At 67.4% G+C, this 22,205-nt stretch carries 15 protein-coding genes and 2 pseudogenes; 4 read left to right on the top strand and 13 right to left on the bottom strand.

From position 1 onward, the window contains the following. Positions 1-61: 61 nt before the first annotated feature. From ABZ348_RS26540 to ABZ348_RS26515, 6 genes are all read right to left on the bottom strand, one after another. Complete coding sequence (locus tag ABZ348_RS26540; protein WP_358937125.1) at positions 62-1,801, bottom strand: ABC transporter ATP-binding protein; 1,740 nt, start codon at positions 1,799-1,801, stop codon at positions 62-64. After that, a complete protein-coding gene (locus ABZ348_RS26535) occupies positions 1,798-3,618 on the bottom strand; it encodes an ABC transporter ATP-binding protein (protein ID WP_358937123.1) in 1,821 nt (606 codons plus the stop codon). Before ABZ348_RS26535 ends, ABZ348_RS26540 begins: the two co-directional genes overlap by 4 nt. A 330-nt stretch (positions 3,619-3,948) precedes the next feature. Then, complete coding sequence (locus ABZ348_RS26530) at positions 3,949-4,881, bottom strand: hypothetical protein (protein WP_358937121.1); 933 nt, start codon at positions 4,879-4,881, stop codon at positions 3,949-3,951. Beyond that, a complete protein-coding gene (locus ABZ348_RS26525) occupies positions 4,878-5,333 on the bottom strand; it encodes a hypothetical protein (RefSeq protein WP_358937119.1) in 456 nt (151 codons plus the stop codon). Before ABZ348_RS26525 ends, ABZ348_RS26530 begins: the two co-directional genes overlap by 4 nt. Before the next feature lie 13 nt (positions 5,334-5,346). After that, positions 5,347-9,624 (bottom strand): CHAT domain-containing protein, encoded by a 4,278-nt coding sequence (locus ABZ348_RS26520; protein ID WP_358937117.1) that lies wholly within the window; start codon positions 9,622-9,624, stop codon positions 5,347-5,349. A gap of 180 nt (positions 9,625-9,804) precedes the next feature. Beyond that, on the bottom strand, positions 9,805-10,677 hold the full coding sequence (locus ABZ348_RS26515; protein ID WP_358937115.1) for a hypothetical protein: 873 nt from the start codon (positions 10,675-10,677) through the stop codon (positions 9,805-9,807). 462 nt (positions 10,678-11,139) lie between these two features. Between ABZ348_RS26515 and ABZ348_RS26510 the strand changes: the two are divergent. Beyond that, positions 11,140-11,435, top strand: a pseudogene (locus ABZ348_RS26510) (AraC family transcriptional regulator); the annotation flags it as partial. Positions 11,436-11,629: 194 nt separating this feature from the next. Here ABZ348_RS26510 and ABZ348_RS26505 read toward each other — a convergent pair. After that, the gene (locus tag ABZ348_RS26505) at positions 11,630-12,007 is read right to left on the bottom strand and encodes a DUF4259 domain-containing protein (RefSeq protein WP_358937113.1); all 378 of its coding nucleotides are present in this window, start codon (positions 12,005-12,007) and stop codon (positions 11,630-11,632) included. Between the two features lie 139 nt (positions 12,008-12,146). Here ABZ348_RS26505 and ABZ348_RS26500 point away from each other — a divergent pair. Beyond that, positions 12,147-12,263 (top strand): annotated as a pseudogene (locus tag ABZ348_RS26500) (MerR family DNA-binding transcriptional regulator); the annotation flags it as partial. A gap of 63 nt (positions 12,264-12,326) precedes the next feature. Here the strand turns inward: ABZ348_RS26500 and ABZ348_RS26495 are convergent. The 5 genes from ABZ348_RS26495 to ABZ348_RS26475 all read right to left on the bottom strand — a co-directional run bounded on the left by ABZ348_RS26495 (position 12,327) and on the right by ABZ348_RS26475 (position 18,647). Continuing rightward, the gene (locus ABZ348_RS26495; RefSeq protein WP_358937111.1) at positions 12,327-12,749 is read right to left on the bottom strand and encodes a hypothetical protein; all 423 of its coding nucleotides are present in this window, start codon (positions 12,747-12,749) and stop codon (positions 12,327-12,329) included. A gap of 1 nt (position 12,750) precedes the next feature. After that, the gene (locus ABZ348_RS26490) at positions 12,751-14,184 is read right to left on the bottom strand and encodes a caspase family protein (RefSeq protein ID WP_358937109.1); all 1,434 of its coding nucleotides are present in this window, start codon (positions 14,182-14,184) and stop codon (positions 12,751-12,753) included. Positions 14,185-14,503: 319 nt separating this feature from the next. Next, positions 14,504-16,474, bottom strand: coding sequence for a transporter substrate-binding domain-containing protein (locus tag ABZ348_RS26485; protein WP_358937107.1), 1,971 nt, complete (start codon positions 16,472-16,474; stop codon positions 14,504-14,506). A gap of 38 nt (positions 16,475-16,512) precedes the next feature. After that, on the bottom strand, positions 16,513-16,866 hold the full coding sequence (locus tag ABZ348_RS26480) for a hypothetical protein (RefSeq protein ID WP_358937105.1): 354 nt from the start codon (positions 16,864-16,866) through the stop codon (positions 16,513-16,515). A gap of 863 nt (positions 16,867-17,729) precedes the next feature. Then, a complete protein-coding gene (locus ABZ348_RS26475) occupies positions 17,730-18,647 on the bottom strand; it encodes a LysR family transcriptional regulator (protein ID WP_358937103.1) in 918 nt (305 codons plus the stop codon). 114 nt (positions 18,648-18,761) lie between these two features. Here ABZ348_RS26475 and ABZ348_RS26470 point away from each other — a divergent pair, with 114 nt between their 5' ends. Beyond that, on the top strand, positions 18,762-19,289 hold the full coding sequence (locus tag ABZ348_RS26470; RefSeq protein ID WP_358937273.1) for a DapH/DapD/GlmU-related protein: 528 nt from the start codon (positions 18,762-18,764) through the stop codon (positions 19,287-19,289). A 149-nt stretch (positions 19,290-19,438) separates the two neighbouring features. Here the strand turns inward: ABZ348_RS26470 and ABZ348_RS26465 are convergent, their stop codons facing one another. After that, positions 19,439-19,654 (bottom strand): hypothetical protein, encoded by a 216-nt coding sequence (locus ABZ348_RS26465; protein WP_358937101.1) that lies wholly within the window; start codon positions 19,652-19,654, stop codon positions 19,439-19,441. Positions 19,655-19,946: 292 nt separating this feature from the next. On the opposite strand from ABZ348_RS26465, the gene ABZ348_RS26460 reads away from it, so the two are divergent. Next, complete coding sequence (locus tag ABZ348_RS26460) at positions 19,947-21,242, top strand: erythromycin esterase family protein (protein WP_358937099.1); 1,296 nt, start codon at positions 19,947-19,949, stop codon at positions 21,240-21,242. Positions 21,243-22,205 lie beyond the last annotated feature (963 nt).

Here is a 22,205-nt window from a genome sequence, read left to right as displayed (position 1 = left end):
GTGGGGGAACTCGCCCTCGGCTCGTTCGTAGCCTCCCCGCCGGCGGCATCGGCGGCGTTCGTCATGAGCGGGCTGCGGTGATCCGCCACCCGGCCGCCCGGCTCCGCTCGTACCAGAACCGTGCGTAGTGCCCGTCGAGGGCGAGGAGTTCCGCATGGGTGCCGCGCTCGGCAACCCGTCCTTCGTGGAGCACCACGATCTGGTCCGCTGTCATCACGGTGCCCAGCCTATGGGCGATGACGAGGAGAGTGCTGTTCGCCCTCAGTTCTTCCATGGCGCGCTGTACCGCCGCCTCGTTCTCCGGGTCGAGCGCGGCAGTGGCCTCGTCCAGCAGGACCACGGGGGCGTTCTTCAGCAGGGCGCGGGCGACCGAGACCCGCTGGCGTTCACCGCCCGAAAGCGCCCTGCCGCCCTCGCCGACCCGGGCCGACCAGCCGTCCGGGAGCCGCTCGACGATCTCGTCCACCCCGGCGAGGCGGGCCGCGTGCTGGACCTCGTCGTCGGTCGCGTCCGGCCGTCCGACGCGGATGTTGCCGATCAGGGTGTCGTCGAAGAGGTGCACGTCCTGGAAGACCAGGGCCAACTGGGCCATCAGGTCCTCGGTGCGCTGTTCCCGCACGTCCGTTCCACCGACCCGTACGGTGCCCTCGCGGACGTCTGAGAAGCGGGCGATCAACCGGGTCACGGTGGTCTTCCCGGACCCGGAGGCACCGACCAGGGCGGTCATGGTGCGGGGCGGCACGGTGAAGCCGACACCGTCGAGCACGTCCGGGCCCTCTCCGTACCCGAAGCGCACCCCGGTCAGCTCGATCTCACCAGGGGTGCAGACCGGGGCGGAGTGCTCGGGTGCGGGCAGCGGCGGTTCGTCCAGGACCTCGCGCACCCGGCGCAGATCGTTCCCGGACATCCGTAGTACGCCGGCGAGTTCCCCCACCTCCGCGAGCGGCCCGGTGAAGCGCGCCACCAGGGCGAGGAGGGCGACGAGTTCGACCGGGTCGACACTGTCCCGCAGCGCGAGCAGAGCACCCACGCCGATCAGGGCGGAGAAGCAGAGCTGTACGGCGAAACCGCTGAGCAGCATGCCGGGCATGGAGAGCACGACCTGTCGGCGTGCTGCGATCCGCTGTGCCTCCAGGGCGTCCTCCAGCGGCCGGTAGCCCTCGGTGGTGCGCCCGAAGGCCCGCAGCACGGTCTGGTCGCGGGCGAACTCCAGCACCCGGTTGGCCGCTTCCACTCCGGCCCGGTCGTTCTCCTCGTCCGAACGTGTCATCAGCCGTACGGAAAGCCGTGCGGTCAGCAGGATCAGTGGTGAGCAGACCAGGACGGCGAGGCCGAGCCGCCAGTCGTGCCAGAGCATCACCACGACCACGGTCGCCGGGGCGAGGACACCGGTGACCAGGGGCTGGAGCAGATGGGCGCAGCTTCCCGCGATGGAGAAGACGGACTTCGTGCCGATCCGGCTGAGCCGCCCTACCGTCGTCCCGTCGAACCAGCCGAGCGGCAGGGTCACCGCGTGGTCGCCCAGTCGGTGATGGAGCGTGGTCAGGATCACCAGGGCGAGCCGGAAGCCCAGCATGGCCTGGGCGTAGTGGGCGAGGAGCGAGATGACCACCGCCCCGCCCATCCAGGGGAGCCACTCCGCGGCGCCGCCCGTGTCCCCCGCCAAGAGCCGGCCCAGCACGGGAACGATGAAGGCGACCGCGGCGCCCTGGGAGACGCCGGTGAGGGCGAGGGTCCCCAGGTAGCGGACAAGGGCGGGTCGATGGTCGGGGCCGAGTACGGCCGCCAGATCGCGGATCATGAGCCGGTCCCTTCGTGAGTCGCCCACAGCCGGGCGTAGCGGCCGTCGGCGGCCAGCAGTTCGGCGTGGGTGCCGCGCTCCACCAGGCGTCCACCGTCCAGTACGGCGATGGTGTCGGCGGTCGTGATGGTGGAGAGCCGGTGCGCGATCACCAGGACGGTCCGTCCGGCGATCAGCGGGGCGATGGCGTCTTGGATCTCGGCCTCCGAGGACGGGTCGGCGAAGGCGGTGGCCTCGTCGAGGACGAGGACGGGGGTGTCCGCGAGGAGCGCGCGGGCGATGGAGACGCGCTGTGCTTCCCCGCCCGAGAGGGCCAGTCCCTCACCGACGACCGTGTCGTAGCCGTCCGGGAGGGCGAGGATGCGCTCGTGTACGCGGGCTGCCTCCGCCGCCGCCCGGACCTCCGCGTCGTCGGCCCCGGGTTTTCCGAGCCGGATGTTGTCGCGGATCGTGCCGCGTACCAGCCGGACGTCCTGGAGGACGAAGCCGATGGTGCGGTAGAGCTCGCTGGTGCTCAGTTCGCGGACGTCCACCCCGCCCACGGTCACACGGCCACCCGTCACTTCGTGGAAGCGGGTGACCAGGGCCGCGAGGGTGGATTTTCCGGCACCGGAGGGACCGACGAGCGCGGTCAGGGTGCCGGGAGCGAGCCGCAGGCTCACTCCGTCCAGGACCTGTCGGGTGCCGTCGTAGCTGAACGACACGGTCTCCAGGGCGACCTCGTGGCCCTGGGCGGGCCGGGGCTGCTCCGGCTCGGGCAGGACGGGGACGGTGAGGACGGCGTCGATCCGCAGCGCGGCGGCGGTCGCCTCCCGCTTGGCCTGGGCGCTGAATCCGAGGGTGAGCAACGCGCTGGGCAGGATCATGGCGACCAGGGAGGTGGTCACCGCGTCGACGGGCGTCACCCAACCGCGGGAGACGAACCAGATGCCTCCGCCGAGGGTGACCAGCAGGACGACCGGTGGTGAGATCGCCATCGAGGCCACGGCCTCCAGTTTGAGCATCGGGCGCACCCAGTCGCTGTAGTTGCGGCCGAAGCGGGTGGCGGCCTCCCTGTAGCTCGCGTGGGCCTGGCCGGTACGGCCGAAGGCCTTGACCACGGCGATGCCCTGGACGAACTCGACGATGCTGCGGTTGACCGCCGCCACGCCCGCGTCCATCGCGGCCATCTGCGGGGCGAAGTCCCGCATCATGTACGCGTACACGCCGAGGTAGACGGGCAGGGTGACGACCGCGAGCAGGGCGAGGCGCCAGTCCAGCCAGAGGAGATAGCCGAATCCGGCGACCGGGACGGTGATCGCCCCCACGGATTCGACCGCGCTGTGGGCGACGAGGTGGTGCAGGTCGTGCACGTCGTTCTGGGCCGCCTTGCGCACTGCTGCCGAGGAGTTGGCGTCGAACCAGCCGAGCGGAACCCGGCCCAGCCGGTCCACGATCCGGCGCCGCAGTGACGCCTGGAGCCGGACGTCGGCGAAGTGGGTGACGACCAGGGCCGCGAGGCCGAAGACTCCGCGGACGGTCAGACCGAGCAGGGCGATCAGTACGGCCCGGCGCACCGCGTCCTCGTCGGTGGGCCCGGCGGCCAGCAGGGCCCGGGCCAGTTCGGCGATGGCGATGAAGGGAACGACGGCGGCGGCGGAGCCGATCACCTGGAATCCCATCCCGATCAAGGTCGGGACGCGGACCGGCGCGAGCAGATCCTTCAGGACGGTACGCGCCCGGTCGCCGGAATCGGACACGGGGCGAGATGGCGGGGCCTCCTCGGGGGGCGGGGCACCGCTCTCCCGGTCTGGGGACGTCGTTTCGGTCAGGGCCATGCCGTCTCCTCTTCACAGACAGGCTGTCTTGTTTGAGTGAGGGTAGCCTAAGTTCTGGTGGGATTGATCCGTCGGAGCAGCGCGGAGGGGTGCCGGGAAGTCGATGGGCTGGCGGTGATCCCAAGCCCGGCGCCGTGCTCGGACGCCACGACCTGCGCTCTTGCTCGCGTGGTCGCCGAGCCGGCTTCAGAAGCGCGGGTGACGGCAGTCCTGTCGCCGAGTCGGCTGTTCCACGCCTATATCCGAACCATCAGGATGTTCCCGATGGTCAGGTCCGCACCCGGGCCCACGGCCACCGCCGGCACCCGCCCGGGTGCGCCAGAGCGCCGGTCACGGGTGGTCGTACGGTGTGGGCAGGAAGGTGCCCCGGTGCCAGGTGTCACAGAGGCTGGTGGCCAGCAGCCGTTCGGCGGCGGTGTCGCTCGGCAGCGGTAGGTGGAGCGCGCGCAGGAGGTCGAGACGGTGAAGGTCGAATGCGTTCTGTACGGCCGTGCGATAGACGGGTACGGCGGCGAGCGCGCAGCGGTGTGAAAGCACCGCCAGCGCCAACGGCACCATGGTCAGCAGGACCCACCAGCCCGCCGGAATCAGGAGGGGCAGACCCGCGAAAGCAGCGAGGACCCACACCGTGGTGAGGGTGAGAGCCTGGTCCAGCGCGTTGCGGGCGTCGTCAACCAACAGGCGGGTGGAATCGGGCAGTACGGCGTACAACCGGGGCCAGGCCGCGTCGGCGCTCCACCCGTGGCTGCGCCCGACGCCCGCCCACAGTGCGCCCAGACTGTTGCCCAGCACGGTGGGCAACACGTGCGCGTCGTGCGGCGGGTAGTCGTTGTCGAGCCTTCTGGCCGCCTGCCGGGCGGCCAGAAGGACGGCGCCGCGCTCGTGCGCCGGAAGGGTGAGTACGTGGCCGACGGCGTCTCTGGTCGCTTCGAGCCGGTGTTTGCTGCGCACGTGTGCGCGGCGGCGCGCGGAACGGCCGGGCAGTACGGGCAGGACCTGCCAGAACCGGTGGATGACGGGCAGTGCCGCCTGGAACAGGAACCCCACCACCAGCAGTGCGAGGAGCAGTAGGGCGATCCTGCCGGCGCCGAGCTTTCCTGCCGTATCACCGATGGCGGACGCCACGAACCCTCCATCCGGGGTTCCGGCCCACACCAGGCACAGCACGTAGAGGGAGCCGGCGGTGACCGGGAGCAGGATGACCAGGAGGAAGCGTGCGGAGAAGATGGACAGCGCGGAGGATGCGAGGTCGGCCGGGTTCACTCAACCCTCCCGGACTCGGCCATCTCTCCTTGGTGGACCGGGCACAGCGGGGGGTCGCCGTACGCCGTCACCTGCTCGTGCGCGCAAGTGGCCACGGGGCACCGGTATATGACGGCGGACACCTTTGTCGGTTTTTTCGGAGCGCCCGGAGTGGCCAGGTGATGTGCCTGCCCGCCCGTCATGGGCACGCTCATGCCGTAGTTGTCGCGCAGGAAGTCCCGGCTGGTCAGAATGGCTCCGGTGGTGCCGGCCATGGTGAGGCGGATCCACGGGTGGGTGAGTTCGTCCTGCTGTACGGCCTCCTCCAGGATGGTGCACCCCTCGTCGAAGGAGGTGCCAGCGGGGAAGTCGACGCCGAGCGTGTCCGCCGGGGGTGGCTCGGCTGGGGCCGAGTGGTCGGCGAACTCCGTGAACTGGCCGAGTCCGGCCCCGGGCGGGATGGGATGGTTCAAGGGGTCTCCTGGGTCAGACGCCGATGTGGAGGTAGGCACCCCAGGCCCAGAGCCTGGCCTGGGGTGCTCGGGTGAGGGACCGCCGGGACAGTACGGCCGCATGCAAACGGCGGGCTGCTTGGTCGGGGTCGAACGGGTTGGCTTCGGTGGGCAGGGCCGTCGGTGTACCGGGACCTGCGGTGGGGGAGGCGCCGGGTGCCGACCCAGCGCCGTACAGCAGCGCTGTGACCGCGGTGGTCTCCGCGGCGTCCACCGGCCAGAGAGTGGCCACGGTCTGGCGCCAGCCTGCGAACACCATCGCCCCGGCGACGCTGATCACCTCGTCGGACGTCAGGGGATCGAGGGTCGCGGTCTGACAGGCTGTCAGGGAGGCGAAGGCGGCATCGGTGCGTTCGGCAGCCAGCGCCGCTATCGGAACCACGCCGTCCTCCATGAGCAGTCCGCTGCGTTCGGGGCGGTGCGGGTCGTGGAGACCGTGGCACATCACGTGGAGCAGTGTGTGGGTGGCCAACTGCTCCAACAGCTGCTCGGAGCGCGCTCGGCCGCGGCGGAGCACCGTTGCGTCCGGGAAGCGCTCCGTGATGAGCGCGTTCTGGGTGTCAGCGCCGGGAAGTTCCGCTGTGCCGTCCACTCGGTCCGCCAGTACGGCCAGCATCCGAGACTGGCTTGGATGTACCACGGCGCCGGCTGAGGCGGCGAGCGCCGCGACGGTGGGCGTGTAGGAGGGGACGACCCGTTCGATGACGCTTTCACCGGGGGCGGTGTGTCGGCCGGCAGCGTGCAGGGGCAGTAGTGCGAGCGGCCCGGTCGGGCACCACCACAGCCGCGGCCGGAGTTCACCTTCCTCGCTCCCGGCGAGGGGCAGCGCATCCAGGACGGGCGAGGCGACGGCTTCCCAGAGCCAGCCGGTGACGGTGCCGAGAACTCGGTTGAACGGCCCGGTGACCCCGACACCGAGCGGGGCGGCACTGGTTGAGGCGCGCTCCTCGAAGGTCCGGGCCGCCGCCAGATACGCGGCGGCGTGTCGCTGGACGTCTTCCAGGCGCAGGCGCAGGGGCAGGGTGCGTACACCCCGGGGATCGACCAGCAGCGCGTCACAGCGGTGTCGGCTGATGTTGACCACGACGACCGGGCCGGGCAGCCCTGCGCACAGTGCCATGGGGTCTGGACGTTCGAGGAATCCCGGGATCAGCTGCCGAGCATCGTCGACGGCAGCCGACCAGGCGAGTTCTGCGTCGTGAAGCCGTTGTGTGTTGGGGCTGGGCAGCCGTAGGGCGCGGTGGCCGCGTTGTTCCTCGGGGGCTGGTCCGGTCGAGGGGAAGGCTTCGAGCGAGGCGGTCCGTAGAACTGCTGCGCTCATCCGCAATCGGGTGGCGAGTGCGGGATCGAGGTCGTGCACTCGGTCGAGGTCGGTGCGCAGTTCCAGAACCCGCCGCCACAGGATGGCGCGGTTGTCCTCCAACTGGGCGAGGGCGCTCGTCGGGTTGCCGTCGGCCATGGCCGCGGCAGCGGCGTCGGCGCCGAGCATCCGCCAGTCACCGAGCAGTGTGCGGGCGTCGTTCGCGGACAGTCCGACTGCGATCCACCGGCGTAGCAGGTCGAGGGCGAGCCGGTAGCGGCGGTGGGCTCCTGCGGCGTCACCGAGGTCCATGACGAGACGGGCGGACCGCTCGGCCGCCACCAAGCGGTCGGGTAGCCGGGCGTGGTCAGCTTGGGCGACCTCGTCGAGGTCGGCCAGTGCACGCGTTGTGGAGGTGGGTTCGCTGGTGCTGGGGCGGTTCTGGTCGGTTGCATCCGGCCGTCCACCGGGGTGCTGTTCGGCCGCCATCAGGAGAGCCTGTGCCCGCAACAGGAGGAGTTCGGACCGTCGCGGTGAGCGAGTCAGGTCGTCCGAGGGGGTCAGAGCCTGGTCGATCAGTTCCACCACCCGGCTCAGGGTCGTTTCGGGTGCGTCGGCTTCGGGCGCGCTCAGGGCTGATCCGCCCTTGTCGGCCCGGGCCTGGGCCACCAGGGCGCGGATGAGAACGGTGAGTGCCCAGTCCTCCGCCGGGCTGCCGGTTGGTGTGTCTTCTCGGACCAGCGAGGCGATCCGGATGGCTTCGGCCAGATCGGCCCGGGCCCGGGCCGTGGGCTCGGCATCCTTCAGGACCTGCGGTGGGTCCGCTGTGGTCGACCGGAGGATTCTGCTGTCGTCGACGATCGTGTCCGTACCAGTGGGTGGGTGACCTTCAGGTGGGGTGGTCATACCCAGGACTGCCTGCGCCCGCTCGCACAGGGCCAGGGCGTGTCCGGTGCGCAACATAGGTCGGAACGGGTTATCCCGGTCGCTGAGTTCGCAGGCTCTGGCGGCGATGGCAACGGCCTCGGAGAGAAGTCCGGGGTCGTTGAGGATCTTCGCTGCCGTGCGCAGGGCTGCCTGCTGGCCGTGCAGACGGCCAGGCAGGTGTCGGGAGTCGATCGGTGTCGCTGCCACGACGTCCTCGTGGAGCGCGAGGAGGTCGCGGACATCCTGTTTCGACTGCACGGTCTGGAGCCTCAGTGCGAGAAGGGTCGCAAGGTTGTGGAGATACAACGACTGGGCGGGTTCCGGGGCGACGACGACGGCGATCCGCGCCTCCCGGATGGCCTCGGCGAGGTCACCGCCGCCGTCGACCACAGGGCGCAGGCGGTGCCGTTCGGCCAGCGCACAGGCCCGGCGGCCATGGCACTCGGCAGCCGAAGGGTGGTCCGGGGGCACGGACGCCGTCAACTCGGCGGCGAGTACCGCCGCGTCGAGCAGCACGGGATCGCTGGTCTCCTGATAGGCGGCGAGATAGATGCTCGACAGGACACAGAGTCGGCCGAAGTCGTCCGGGGAGGAAGGGTACGAGGCCATCACGACCTCGGCACAGGCCCGGGCCTCATCAATGTCCGTGGTCGCCCCGAACAACCTGACCCCGACCGTCGCGTCGGGTGAGCGGGACCCCGCCTCGTGGCGTACGAGCAAGGCCTCGGCGAGGACCTGGAGCGTGCTTGCATCGTCGCCGAAAGGGTGCCCGACAGCGGTGCACGCGTTTCTCAGATGCATGACCGCGCTGTCCAGCATGGGCGCGTCGCCGAAGTGATCGAAACACCCCAGCTCAACCTGCCCCAGACAGTACAGAACGCGGGAACGCTCAGGGGCCCCCTTCCCAGTCAGCACCTCGGCGCGCCGGGCTGCCTCCAGCGCCCCCGCGTGGTCCTCTGACCTACCCAGCAGCAGGGCCCGGTGACCGAGCAGGTTGGCGAGCCCGACGTACAGCCCTCCCACGCCGGCCATGTTGAGCTGCTCAGCCAGCCGCGCCGCGCGTCCCTGCTGAGTGATCGCCTTTCCGAGGGACTCATGGTCGCCGTGCGGCGAGCCGTTCACATGGCGGTGCAGCAGCAGGTCCGCGATCTGTACGCGTGCCAGTACGGCGCGCTCGTGCTCGGGGAGGAAAGCGATCGCTTCCCACAGGACTTCCAGGGCGCGGCTCAGACAGGCAGCGGCACGATCGTCCACTGGTCGGTAGACGAACTGGTCCTGGGGATCCAGCCCGCTCAGGACGCCCAGTGCTCTGCCGAGGGTGTCGAGGGCCGCAAGACGGGGCGCGGAACCGGGAACGAGCGGTGCTATGCCCGCCTCCAGAACAGCCGCCGCGGCTTCCCAACCGACCCTGGAGTCGCCGGCGGTGTGGCCGTTGCCCATCGAGCTTTCGCTGGCCGACACTGCGAGGCCCGCCCGTGCAGGGTCGGCCGATTCGAACTCCGCCTCCGCCAGCTTGGTCGCCAGCAGTTCGCCCAGTGAGAGCGCGACCGGCGTTGTCACACCGCCCTGGCCCACTGCCCCGATCCGGTAGCGGTCGACCGCCGCAGCGGCCTCCCGTAGATCACCCGGCAGGCCATCCTGCAGCAGTGCGCCCGCCACGGCGGCCCAGAGCCGATGGTCCTCGGGCAGCGGGCCCCGCCCGGCGACCGCCTCGTGGGTGCCTGGTACGACGAGCGACGGGCGCATACCGTTCAACACCCGCAACACCCCTTCGGCGGCGGTCATCAGACGAGGGGCGCGCAAGTCGGGACGGCCGGGCGCAGTACAGCGGCACAGGACCAGCCACAGAGCGAGCCACATCGCCTCCGGCTCCCCGGTCACCCCCTGCGTGTCGCCTTGCGCCCGCGCCGCCTGGATCATCCGAGCGATGTCCGCGTCCGCGTCGGGCCCCAGTCCGGTGTCGTCATTCCTCCCCAGGTAGCGCGCGATCCTGCGCGCCACTGCCGCCTTCGCCTCGTTGCCCACTGCGATGCCCCTCCCACGCTCGTGAACACGTACCGACGGAGCCCGCCATCGATCGCGGACCGAAGAGCCCACCCGACATGCCCGCTGCCCTGGCCGTAGGGCGCGGCGCCTTCGGTCCGCGACCCGAAGCTGATCCGCCTCCGGAACTCGGGGGCGACCACAGCGGGAATGGAGGCCCGGCTACTTCTCCGGAGCCGTTTGCCACACCGTATAGCTGTGTTCGCCGAGCTTGAGGTTGACCGTGGCGAACCTTCCCTCGCTGGTCAGGAGGCAGTAGTGGCCCCACGGCACGGTGTACGCCGGGATGCTCTTGGACCAGTCCCCCGGATCCACGGTGAGACAGTCGACCAGCGACGGACGCTTCTCCATCTTTGCGAGTCTGGCGCCGTTGACCGCGCTCATGCCGAACCCGATCCGCAGGTCTCCCTTCTTGCTCTTGCCCGATCTCTTTCCATGGTCGAAGTCGTACTCAGTCCCGTTCTTAATGACCAGACTGATGAAGAACGTTCCCGAACTCCGTTTCGGTTCCCCGTCCTTGTCCATCAGAGCCACGACCGTACGGTCGGTGAGGGCCTCGATGACGATCAGATTCCTGCCCGGCTCCAGAACCTGAGAGGTCCGACCACTCGTGTGCAGGAACAACTTCTTACCACCGTTGACCTGGTACACCTCTGCTTCGGTCCTGCCCTGCACTTTTCGTTTGATGACGAGTTTCCACGCGGAATCGTTGGGTGCAGAGATCGGCTCACCGTCCGAAGCCGCTGACGAGGCCGGTATCCGAGCCTTCGGGCTCTTCACCTTTCCACCGAGCAACCGGGCGAGCTCGGCCTCGGTGCGCGGACTCGCAAGCGGTGTCACCTTGAACTTGGCCGACTGGTGGATGACCGGAGTGCTGCCCTGCTTGGAGTAGATGCGGGCCACGCTCACGGCGGACTTGACCCCGACCGCCACTCGCGCCGGCCCACATGAGGTGATCGCAAGAGCCATCAGCACCACGAAGACCACTGCGGCAACGGCTCGGGCACTTTGACGCGACGGGTTGGCGGATTTCATGACTCCTCCTGAAGATCCAGGCACAGAGAAGGATGGAACAGGCCCTTCAAGGAAGGCCCGTACATTGCTCGATCAGAGGCCGACGGCCGTCGATTCGACCTGACCCCTGACCCCTCAGTTTCATCGGCGCGTGTCCCACGCGTACTGCGCCCCTCGTCACCGCTCATTTCGATCAAGCCCGAACCCCCGCATCCACGACCTCGCTACCGGCACTGCCTACCGGCAACGACTCCGTACCCGGGCCAGATGGGGGCAATCTGATGGATGCCCCTGGAAAATGCCTCCGGGGCGGGTCCACTTGTGGGTGGACGCGCTCCCTGTGCCACCTGGGGGATTGCCAGGGACTGTCGCATTCGTAGAGCTGGTTCGGTGGATGGCCCTCCCCGGGCTGATTGAGGTGTGACGCGGTGAGGGCGTGAACGCGGACGATGCAAATCTGACGCCCGCTGCCCCCGGCCCACGGTGTCGCTGACACCACTCGGGGCCGCGCCGTCTACGCCATACCCGCCGCTGCGCTCGCCCACCGACTGGTCCCACGCGACGAGCTTCTCGGAGCCCTGGGCGTCGAGTTGATCGACCGACTCCGAGCGGCCACGACATGGGCCGCGCGGTTCGCCGTGCTGGACGAGCTGTTCCTACGAGCCGTCAGCCGCGGCGCCGACCGCATCCCCCGGATGCGCCCCGAGGTGGCCGAGGCATGGCGCCGCCTCGTCTACGCGCGGGGCCGCGTCCAGATTGGGGCGGTCGCCCGCGACCTAGCACGGGGGCAAGGCTTCAGGTAACCCCGCCAACGAGGTACGTCGCCATCATGCGGGTGCAGTGGGCGGAACTGGACATGGGCACACCGACTCCCCAGCTAGCCGCATTCCTTCCGGGTCGCCGATACCTGCTGCTGGAGCGCGGAGGTCGCTCGTCCTGCACACAGTGTGGGCGTTCATTCGGGGGACAGTCCTCAGTCCGAGTCCTCCTCCCTCCTGAGCGTGGCCAGTTCGTCGAAGGTACGGATCAGGACGGTGCGTCGCCCGTCCTTGTGACCCGGTGCCGGTGCCAGGCCGTCTATGGAGCCCTCCCACACCGCCATGTACGTCTTCTTCCACCCCTCGATCACCTCGGCCTCGGGCAGCGACGCCCCCACGTACCCCTGCCGCGCCAGAAGACTCAACAGCTCCAGGTTGGCCGGTACCGCAACGCCCCAGTACTCGTCGGGCTCGATCTCGACCGGGTCACCGGCCATCGCGTCCGCCACCTCGGTGATGAGCCGGTCCGTGAGGATCGACAAGTGGTCGGCGGCCGTGTCGTTCTCGAAGTTGCCGGTTCCCCACGCGCCCACGGTGTCTCCTCTGCTGGTTGGGTCGGTACGGAGGAGTTGTATCAGCCCCCACTGACAACCGGGCCCCACGGAAGCGTGGGGCTGGGACGCCCGGAACGACGCGAACAGGCCTCGAATCTGCTCAGGCGACAGACTGTTCTTGACCAGGGGCTGGCCGTGCGGCTATGGCCTCCGCGTTATCGGCGTGAGCGTCCGCACGCTGTATCACTATGACGAAATCGGGCTCGTGCGTCCTTCAGGGCGGTCCGCGGCCGGGCCTTCGCCGGTGATTGAAGCCAGGCAGGAATGAGGGGTGGGCCCCGTCGACGGGGCCCACCCCTCATTCCTGAGCTGCGGACCCCGGTGCGGACGACGGTTGAGATGAACCGTCACCAGTCGAACCACTGCCGGTGTCTGGCTCCGCGTTCTCCAACAGTCGGGCGTATCGAACGAGAGTCTCCACGTCCTCGCTACCCGAGATCTCGATCGAAACTGCCCCCCTTCGCAGGGTGACCGGCCCGGTCGCAGGTGGCTGGGTCGCGAACCAGCGGCGAACGGAATCGATGGCCGCTGGCAGCGCGAGTACACCGGAGACGACGATGGCTATGACCGCCACGGCGTCGGCGAGGATTCCCTCCCGTACGGGACCGCCCGCCCGATGTGTAGCGCGCAGTGCGGCTCCATCCCGGATGAGCCACCGGCGAAGCGAATCGGCAGCTCGCGCATCCGTCGCGGGCGACTCCAGAACGATCTCCTGCCCCATCTCATTGTCCCTTCAGTAGACGGCGAAGTATGAAAGACCGCAGCGCGTAGGCCGACGCCAGCCCGAGGCCCGCCACGATTGCCAAGTACATGAGAGTGTCGCTGGCCGCTACTGCCTCCTTCGATTCACCGCTTGCAGAGAATGCGCTGAAGAGAAGACAGGCAAGCGATGCCGACCCCCACGAAACGAAAATGGCGCGCCAAACGCGTGAAGACCTCGAACTTGCACGCAGGGAGAGAGGTTTCCCTCTTCGGTGGATGCGCATCAGAGTGTTGCAGAGGATCAGGACGAACAGAGTTCCTGTCGCGGCTCCGGCCGTTTCATAGGTAGGGCTATGAGCCTCAGCCAGGCCCCACAGGGTGAGGCACCCGGCGTGGACTAGCGTCACAACAGCGAGCCGGGAAGCTGGTCGCCAGCCAAAGTTTCTTCTTGAGGGATGACTTCCACCGTCGACACGAAGAGCGTCCCATGAGAATGGGAGCAATAGCACCCCGGCCAAAATGATTGCTGGGGCCAGCCCATGTACAGGGCCCAGGAAGCCAATAGCGGCCACCATATCGAAGAGGGCTGCCAGTGCGATCGCAACTCTTCTGAGCGGTGCCCCCCGATTGGAGGGCAGCACCATGTGCTGGCGGAAGTAGTCTTCAGGTGGTGTGGCTGAGCCCGTAGGGATCGACTGGCTGGCACGGTCGCTGAGGGCTGAGGCTTCGACATACGCAGGGTTGGGGAGCAGGGGTAATCGCGCGCCCTCACCCCGAGCTTGACGGACGGGCTTTGGATGGCCACGCTCCTCCAGCGCGCCCCTAACGGCCACATACAGGGACTCGGCGTCTATGACCTTCGGCCCGCCAGGCAGCCCGGTACGGAGAAAGTGGAGGAGGACGCCCGTAAAGGTGGTGTAATGCGCATCAGGCGGGGCGGCGGATTCCACGGTCGCATCCGAAGACGCCATAACGTAGGTGCCCTTGATGGCCAGAGATCCAGAAGTATCCGGCGAAAGAGTGTCCAGCGCTGCCCCGCTGTAGCAGGAGTCCAATAGTACGAGGCGCCTATCGAAACCTGAATCGGCGATCTGCTCACGGAGATCGTCGAACTTCAAGTACGTGAAATACGCGTGCGAGCGGGAATCGGCGAGCGACAACAGAAGCCGACCGCTTGTACCATGGACGGCACCATGCCCCGCGTAGTAGAAGACAAGGCTTCGAGCCCCTGAATTGACCGCGCCCTCAATCGCGTCGTGCACACTTCGCGCACCGGTCGGATTCTCGACGACGAAGCATCTGTCCTCGTGAATGCCGAAGTTCGGAGAGGTGAGCAATGTGCGTAAGCCAAGAAGGTTGTTACGGATCGACTCAACGTTCGTCAAGTGATCGTACGTATGGACCCCGACGATCACTGCCGCGCCGTCGCGCCAGACACCTGCCGACCTGCGCATGCATCCTCCGCCCATTACACAACGAGCGCCCATCGTAGGCCGGGTAAACGTCAACCATAGTTGAAATGAAGCTAGTTGTTGAAGTAGGTGGACGCGCTCGTTCGGCCACTGGCTTGGAGGTGACGGTTGTTTGAAGCCGGTTCAACGTCTGCGTGGAGGTGCGCGACCTGCTTACCGACGGCTCTGAAGTCGCGCGAAAGGTATCGCGATGGTTGAGGATCGCGCCGCCGATCAGCAGCGACCAGGTGACGCAGGCACCCCCGAAGCGTGTGCTCGTTGGCGAGTTGGCCCCGTGGTGACTCCCGTGTGTGCTGGGTCGTCAGCTGCATGTGGGTTCCTCGGGCGGATTCGCCGGTTCGCCGTCCATGATTTGTTTGAGATGTCTGTTGTAAGATGTTTCCCACTTTTTGCTTTTGATCATCTTCTGGATGGCCTGACAGGTGAGGTACTGCAGGGCGGGGTCACCCTTCCTCATCCCTACTCTGTATTGTTCTCGCTTGAGTGCGAACGGTAGTCTGACCAGCTTGTCACGGTGTTCATAGGCCAGTCCTGCCAGGATCACATCGTCTGTACTGACCACCTCGAAGCTGCCCCTTTCGCCCTCGGCGAGCAGTCCTTCAATGCAGTCTTGGTAGCTTGATTTTCTTCCCTGTGAATGGATATCAAACTTATTTTTAGCTGCGGGGCTTTGCATGAAGTCCATTGAGGTGCTGGACTCAACCGTGCATGAATCCGTTCCATCTGGGAGATCTCTGAGAGTTCTGACCCTCTTGGGTTCCACTTTTCTGGTCGATTCTTCGTAGATCTGAACCTCTCCTTCGTTGCGACCCTTGCGCATGAGTAAGGTCTGTTTGGTGTTGTAGTACGGAACGGAGAAATCCACTTCATTCTCTCGTTTTTTGGTGGCGCTATAGGATGCGACGATCAAGTCGACATTTTCGTGCACAAGTTCGGTTTCACGATTTTCGCTCACCAGTCCTTTGAATATTACTTCTCCTGAGAACTTGACGTCTTCGAGGATAAACTTGACCAGGTCGACTTCGAAACCGCGGGCCTTCTTTCCCTGGGGGTCGGTGACGCTCAGCCCTGGCTGGTCCTGCTTCACCCCGACGACGATCCACCCCCTCTTTTCCGCGCGTTGGAGTGTGGCCGAGTCCTCCAAGGCGTACTTGGGCTTCTGGACGGCCTGATTCGTGGATTTCCAGATAAGCCAACCTCCGCCGGCCAGAAGGGCGGCGCATGTCGTGCCGATCAGCACGGCGCGGGGACCGCGCCATCTCCTGCCGAGCCTGTGCAGAGCTCTCCGAGCCGGAGGTGCGGCGCCAGGGCCTTGCTGTTCGTTGTACCTGGACCTGGTCGCCGGTCTGCTGGTTTCCCCTCCAGTGGGAATGGTGTCTGCGGGCGGGCCAGAAACACCGAGTGGTTCGCGGGCGCTGTGGGAACCGCCCCCGCCGCCCGCGGGCCCAATGAGCTGGCCGTACCTCGACGTTTGTGTCCGGGGCACGTTCGATGCACCCGGGCCGGTGCGCACGGATGACGGGGGAGGCCATGGACGCCGGGCTGTCTCCACCCCGGGCGGTGTCACCGTCGACGAGGCGGGAAGCGCCGCGTGATTGTGTCCGAGCGCCACCAGGGCACCACTGTTACGGTCCCTGGCCTGTGGAACGGGATGCCCCCGCGCTTCCAGCGTCCGCCGCAGATACTGGTAGATGGTCCCCAGATCCAGGAGTGCGGGACCGCCAGGGATGCCATGGCGCAGCGTGTCGAGTAAGGCGCCGGTGAAGGCGGTGTAGGTATCCCCAACCGGTGCCAGGGCGGTGCGGGTCTCCGCTGCCGCTGCGAGGAGGAAGCTGCCTTCCACGGTGGCCTGGTCGGCGAGACCGGGCGACGCGCTCATCCGTCCCAGTGCCAGGCCGCCGTAGCAGCAGTCCAAGATCACGACATGGCGCTCGGCTCGGGAGTTCAGCAGCAGCACCTGGCGGAGCCAGTCATAGGGCAGGCCGGTCTCCACACGATCGAACTCGGTGTGCGGAAGCGCAAGGCTGAGCGCGCCCTGCGGATCGACGAGCCCATGCCCGGCGAAGTAGACGACCAATGTGTCAGTGGCTTCATCGGCAGCCCGTCTCACTTCGCTCACCACGGTGAGGGCCGCGACCGGATCCTCGATGACGGTCACATGCTGCGTCGGCAGTTGCAGGGCCAGCGGGCCTGTCAGCAGTCCGGCGAGCGCCTGCAGGTTGTTCGAAACGGCCGGCAACTGCTCCAGATGCTGGTAGCGGCTCGTTCCCACGAGGACTGCCCGCGACGCCCCCGGGTCGGGTAGCACACTCACAGGTTCGGGTCCTCGTCGCTGTCGACGTCGAGTGCCCGGATCACCCGCTCGACCTCCTCGTCGGTACCACCGGTGAGGAAGTACACCGTGTCCCCGCGGCGGATCTCCAACCGCGGCCGTCGCGGTCGAGTCTGCCGCCATGTGGCCAGGGCCAGCACGAACGACGCCGCGCTCCACCCGTTCCCCGTCACCAACTGGAGCACGTCCAACGCCGCACCCATCTCGCCGGGCCGCGGATCACCCCCGATGATCTCGACCCTGCCCGACCTGCGTACCTCGGGGTCAGACCGCAGCCACTGCTGCAACGATCGCAATTCTCCCGCCGACTCGACCCGTACTTCTAACCGCACCGGACCTCCCCGTCTCCCGTGCACCCTCCCCGTGACGATGCGGGCCCATTGTCCGTCACGACCGGCGCAGGACGAGGAAGAATCCGTGCAGGGATGCTCGTACGGGTCAGTTCCGCTGCCGCGGTGGCCTGGTCCAGCGGTCCTGAGACGGGATATGTCCGCCGGAATCATCTCCATCCCGTGGACCGCGTCCACCGGCCGCGGGCGATCACCCAGACGGACAGTCCGCTACCGCGGCGAGGGCGGCCTCGCTTCAGGGGGACCCGTGGGGGTGTTCCAGTAGGCGGGCAGCGATTCGGGCGGACAGGGTGAGAAGCCGGCGGCGGTACACAGCCACGACGTCCTTGCCGGTGCCCGGTGCCCGGTGCCTCCTGGCTCCGGCCGACGGTCCGTAGCGCCAAGGCTGATTGCAGGCCAACTGCGAGCCTGACCCCGGCGGATGACGGCCGGGCGATCGCACTGCGTGAGGCCCACCAGCACCACCTGCCGGACATCACCGCCGCCCTACGCTACGCCGGCGCGCTCGCCGCCAGCACCACGTCCTCGTCGACGGGCGCCTTTGTTAGGACCTCTAAGAGGCTGGAGTTAGCGACGCCCGGCTCTAAGTGATCGCGGCTGAGGCCACCTTCCGGAGAATACGCGGCCCTGCCGTGGTCGGGGGTCGCCTTCTGTTGCGAACCCTCTTGGGTTGATGAGGACCCGAAGGTAAAGCCGCTGGTGGGCGCGTCTCAATGGCCGTGTTCTGACGGTGATTCTGCAACGATCCGCCGGTAATGCATCCTCACAGACCCAACAGATATCCGAATTGCCATTGTGCTAGGGGCCCTTGAGGGTAAATTCTCGTTGTCTGGTCAGCGGTCTACCTAGTTCGGGGCCCACACATCGTGTGGGGTTCGCGGGCCTGCGGTGCGCAGATGGTCGCGTAGCGCGGCCAGTACGGGGTGCTGGTCTCCACTGCGGAACAGCAACACGTGCGGGTAGACGGGGGTCGGGTCGTGCAACGGGATGCGCCGTAGGTCGTGGGTCTGGGGCCACAGGTACCGGTCTCCGGTGCCGACGAGGGTGGCCAGCGAGGCGGAGTCTGCCAGCGCGTCCATCAGGGCCTCGTCACCGAAGTTGGGGCCGAGCGCGTCGATGCTCAGGCCGAAGGCCTCGGACAGTGCCTGGTAGAACGCCGCCCACTCGGTGCCCTGCTTGATCCCGGGGATCCAGATGCGGTGACCGGCCAGGTCCGCAGGACTGACCCGGGGTGCGTCGGCCAGTGGGTGGCGGGGGCCGACCAGGAGTTGCAGGGGTGTGTCCAGGAGTCGTTCGGCGCTGATCCCGGCCGGGACCTGGTCTGCGGGCAGGGCGCGGAAGGACGCGTCGACGGTCCCTTCGAGCACCGCCTGGGCGGCCTGAGCGGCGTTCTCCATGCTCAGCGTGACCACGTCCAGGTCCGTTGCGGGCCGGGAGCGGTAGAACCGGTGGACGGCCTGGGCAGGGGCGATGCGCCGATTGAGGACATCGACACGCAAGGGCCGGCTGCCGGGGCGCACAGCCTGCTCGGCCTGCTCGATGGCCACCACGATCCTCTTGGCGTGCGGTAGGAAGATCTGCCCGTCCACGCTCAGCCGGGAGCCCCGGGAGGTCCGCACAAGGAGCCTGGCACCGATGTGCCTCTCCAGGGCCGCGATCCGCTTGGAGACCGCCTGCTGACTGATCCCCAGCTCGTCGGCCGCAGCCTGGAACTGGCCCGTATCGGCGACGGCCAAGAACGTCCGCAGCGCTTCAACATCCATGCTTCCATCCTATTTCCACAACCATGGGTTGTGTCTGGTGCGGTGCAGGGTTGTTTGATCGGGTGTTCTGCGCGGTGATGGGATCAGCGCATGTCTACTCGTACTGAGCAGGTTATGTATGTCCAGACGCCTGAGTTCGTGCGTCATGCGGAGCGGATCGTGGAGGTGACCGATGCGACGTCTCGACTGAACGTGCTTCCGTTCGGCGACGGCGAAGGTCGCGCGGAACTCCTCTCCGTTGTGTTCGGTGGCCCGCTGCCGGAGTCGGTGGTGATCTACCCGCCGTTCTTCACCGAGTGCGGGTTGAACACGACGTTCGGGGAGAACGTCTTCGTCAACCAGGGATGCACCTTCATGGACAAGGGAGGCATCCGCATTGGAAACGGGGTCATGATCGCCCCGAAGGTGAGCCTCATCACCGGAGGCCATCCACTGCCACTGGCCGAGCGCCGCGAATACCTCTCCTACGCCCCGATCGTCATCGAGGACGATGTCTGGATCGGGACGGCCGCCGTGATCACGCAGGGGGTGACCATCGGTGCCGGTGCGGTGGTCGCTGCCGGTGCGGTGGTCACTCGTGATGTGCCTGCCGGCACCGCGGTCGCGGGAGTGCCCGCCCGGGTGATCAAGAAGATCGACTGAGCCCGGCCGGCTGCTGGATCGGGTGTGCAGCACCTCTGCGATCCATTCCTCGTGCCTCGTCACGCCCGCCCGAACGGCCGTCAGTAGCAGCGCATTCGAACTCTGCTGCCCTCCAGCGGTCATCGCGGCAGCGGGGTGCGCTTGCTGAGTTAGACGCCCGCGGTACGAGCTGGGGCGTGCATACCGCCCCGTAGGTTGTCCAGAACGGCTCGCTGCTTGCCGTTCGGCATCCGGTGCGCATCGACGAGCTTGTACTGCTCCTCGTTCATCGACCCGCACTCGGTCCTCGGCTTCGATGTATCACCGACCGGCCGGGCAGCGCGTGCGGCCTTGCGCTCCTTGATGAGCTGCTCCTCGAGGTTCATGCAGGCACTCGCACGGGCCCCTTAGAGGGTGTCAACGTGGTTGCCACCCTCGGGAGTACCGGGCCGGTGTGTCGACCCATCATCAGAGAGGGGGGGATCGGTTTCCCGAGAGGAAGCCGGGCTTGCCCGGGCGCGGGGGTTCGAACGGGTGCGGGACTTCCCGTACGCGACCGATGGCGCGTACAGCGGGGCTGATCTGTCGCGTGGTACTCACCCGACGGGCCTCCTTCAGCCCACCGACCCGCTCGGGTGGGCTTGACCTTAACCGAGGTTGATGTTCGAAGGTGAAGCCATGACGACCTCATCAAAACAACGTGCGGCGGTTCAGAACTGGATCAGGGAGACGGCACACTCACTGACCACCGTGGACGCATCGGAGTCACTGGACGACCTGCGACCACTGCTCGGCATGCTGCGTGAGCGGACGGTTGTGGTGGGCTACGGGGCCGGGACGCGTGGCGCACAGCAGCTTTTCGATCTCCAGACACGCATTGCCAGGCTGCTGGTCGGGGAGGCAGGCTTCCGCACTGTCGCACTCGACCAGGACTGGACGCTCGTCGCCCGGCTCGACGCCCATGTCCGCACCGGCACCGGGGACCCCGTGGCACTGCTGGAGGCCGCCGAGCCGTTCTCCCGCACTGAGGAGATCCTCACCCTCGTCCGGTGGATGCACGCCTTCAACGAGACTCACCCGGGTGATCCGGTCCGCTTGATCGGGGTCAGCCCTCATGAGACGGGGGCGCTGGCATACGACACGGTGGCTCGCTATGTGCGCACGGCCGAATCCGGGCTGATGGACGAACTGGAGCGCTGCTACGCCGACCTCCGGCCCGAAGGCGAGGTGTCCGCGCACACAAACCGATTCCGAGCCCTGTCCGACAGGCGGTCCCGCCGCGACCGCGCACAGGCGGCGCACGACCTGGTGGCGGGAGTGCCGGGCCACGCCGGACATGCGTGGGCACTCCAGAACGCACGGCTGATTGTCCAGTACTACGAGCTTCACGACCACGATGACGATCCACTGGACCCTCACAACATGAGCGCCTACGAGCGGTTGTTCGCCGAGAACGTGCTGTGGTGGCAGCAACACAGCGGCCACAAGGTGCTGTTCTGGTCCTCCAGCTCCCACACCGCCAACGCGCGCACCAGGGTCGTCAGCTTTCCGCCGGACCCGGCCGCCGCTCCGTCCCGAAACGCGGGGAGCTACCTGCGAGAACACCTAGGGGCCCGATACCTGTCGATCGGTCTCACCTTCGGCGCGGGGGAACTGTCCACCTACACCGGCGTCCCGGCCTACCAGGTGCCCAGACCCGTACCCCCCTTGGTGGAGTCAGTGCTGGACGACGAGGCCGTGGGCGACTACCTACTGGACCTCCGCACGGACACTCCGCTGCAGGTTGCCGATTGGCTTGCCCGGACCACCAAATCCAGGCTTGTCGGACCACGCCACGACCCGCGACGCGACACCGATCACCACATGACGGGCGGCTCTCTGGCCGAGTGGTTCGACGTACTCGTCCATGTGCGGCAGGTGACTCCGGCCCGCCCCTTCTACAAGGTGAGGCCTCCGGTGGAGAAGGAACGGTGACCTCCCGGCAGGTGGAGCCTTGGGAGAACGTACTCACCAACTGTTTCATCCTGTGTGAGACGTGGCGTAGGCCGACGGTGGTGGACCTGCTTCTGGAGGTAGTCCCAGGTGGTGCGGTGACAGCGGACGTGTGCCAGCCCGCCCCCCGCCGCCTTCGCCACCTCATCGTTCCGGCTGAGACCGGGCCGGGACCAGGTACCTGCCAGTGCCGGTTTCGCCGGTGCGGGGATGGCGGACCTGTCGGTGCTCAGCAGCTTTACCTGGATGCTCAAGGGGTTGCCCCATTGAGAGATCAGGGTCGGCAGGAGCCCGTCCGTGTCGAGTGGGGCGCGGGGCGTTCGAGGTCACCGCCGGAGTCTGCCGTCTGGGCTGGGGGAATGGCCGCCCCGGGAGACGAACTTGTTGGACGGCGCTACAGTCCGACGGACGAGGGGGAAGATGGCTCTGAACAAAACAACGATGAGCACGTCGCCGTGCTCATCGTCTCGAGCAGTGGGGAGCCGGGCTTGAGTACGGGGACGTGGCAACAGGCCAGGCCTTGACAACAGCACCGAGATCTCTGCACCTTCCAGGACCTCCTCGACGCCATCGAGACCATCCGTAAATGGATCCCCACAAAGGGCGAGCCATCCCTAGGACTTGTCCGGCCGGTCATGTGACTGCTCCTCGGTTCTGTTGTTGATGTGGGCATGGGGCGGGGTGTTCTGGGTGATGCCGAGTGGGAGCGGCTGCGGCCGTTCCGGCCGGTCAGTAGTAGGCGTTGTGGCCGGTGGCGGGATCACCGGCGGGTGGTCGACGGGATTCTGCCTCGGGACAGCGACCGCCGCAGCTCTCATCATCTGGCTCCGAACATGATCGACGGACAAGTCCTAGTAGTGCTTTGTTAGGTGGTGTCGTAGGGCTGCCATGGGGTGGGTTGTTGGCAGGTGGGGCAGGTGCCGGTCCAGGTGGCGATGAGGTGTT

It is taken from the genome of Streptomyces sp. NPDC005963, assembly GCF_040638655.1.
In the GTDB taxonomy this organism is placed as follows: domain Bacteria; phylum Actinomycetota; class Actinomycetes; order Streptomycetales; family Streptomycetaceae; genus Streptomyces.
The sequence above is the reverse complement of the archived record's forward strand: the minus strand, read 5'-3'. Positions and strand labels throughout refer to the sequence as shown.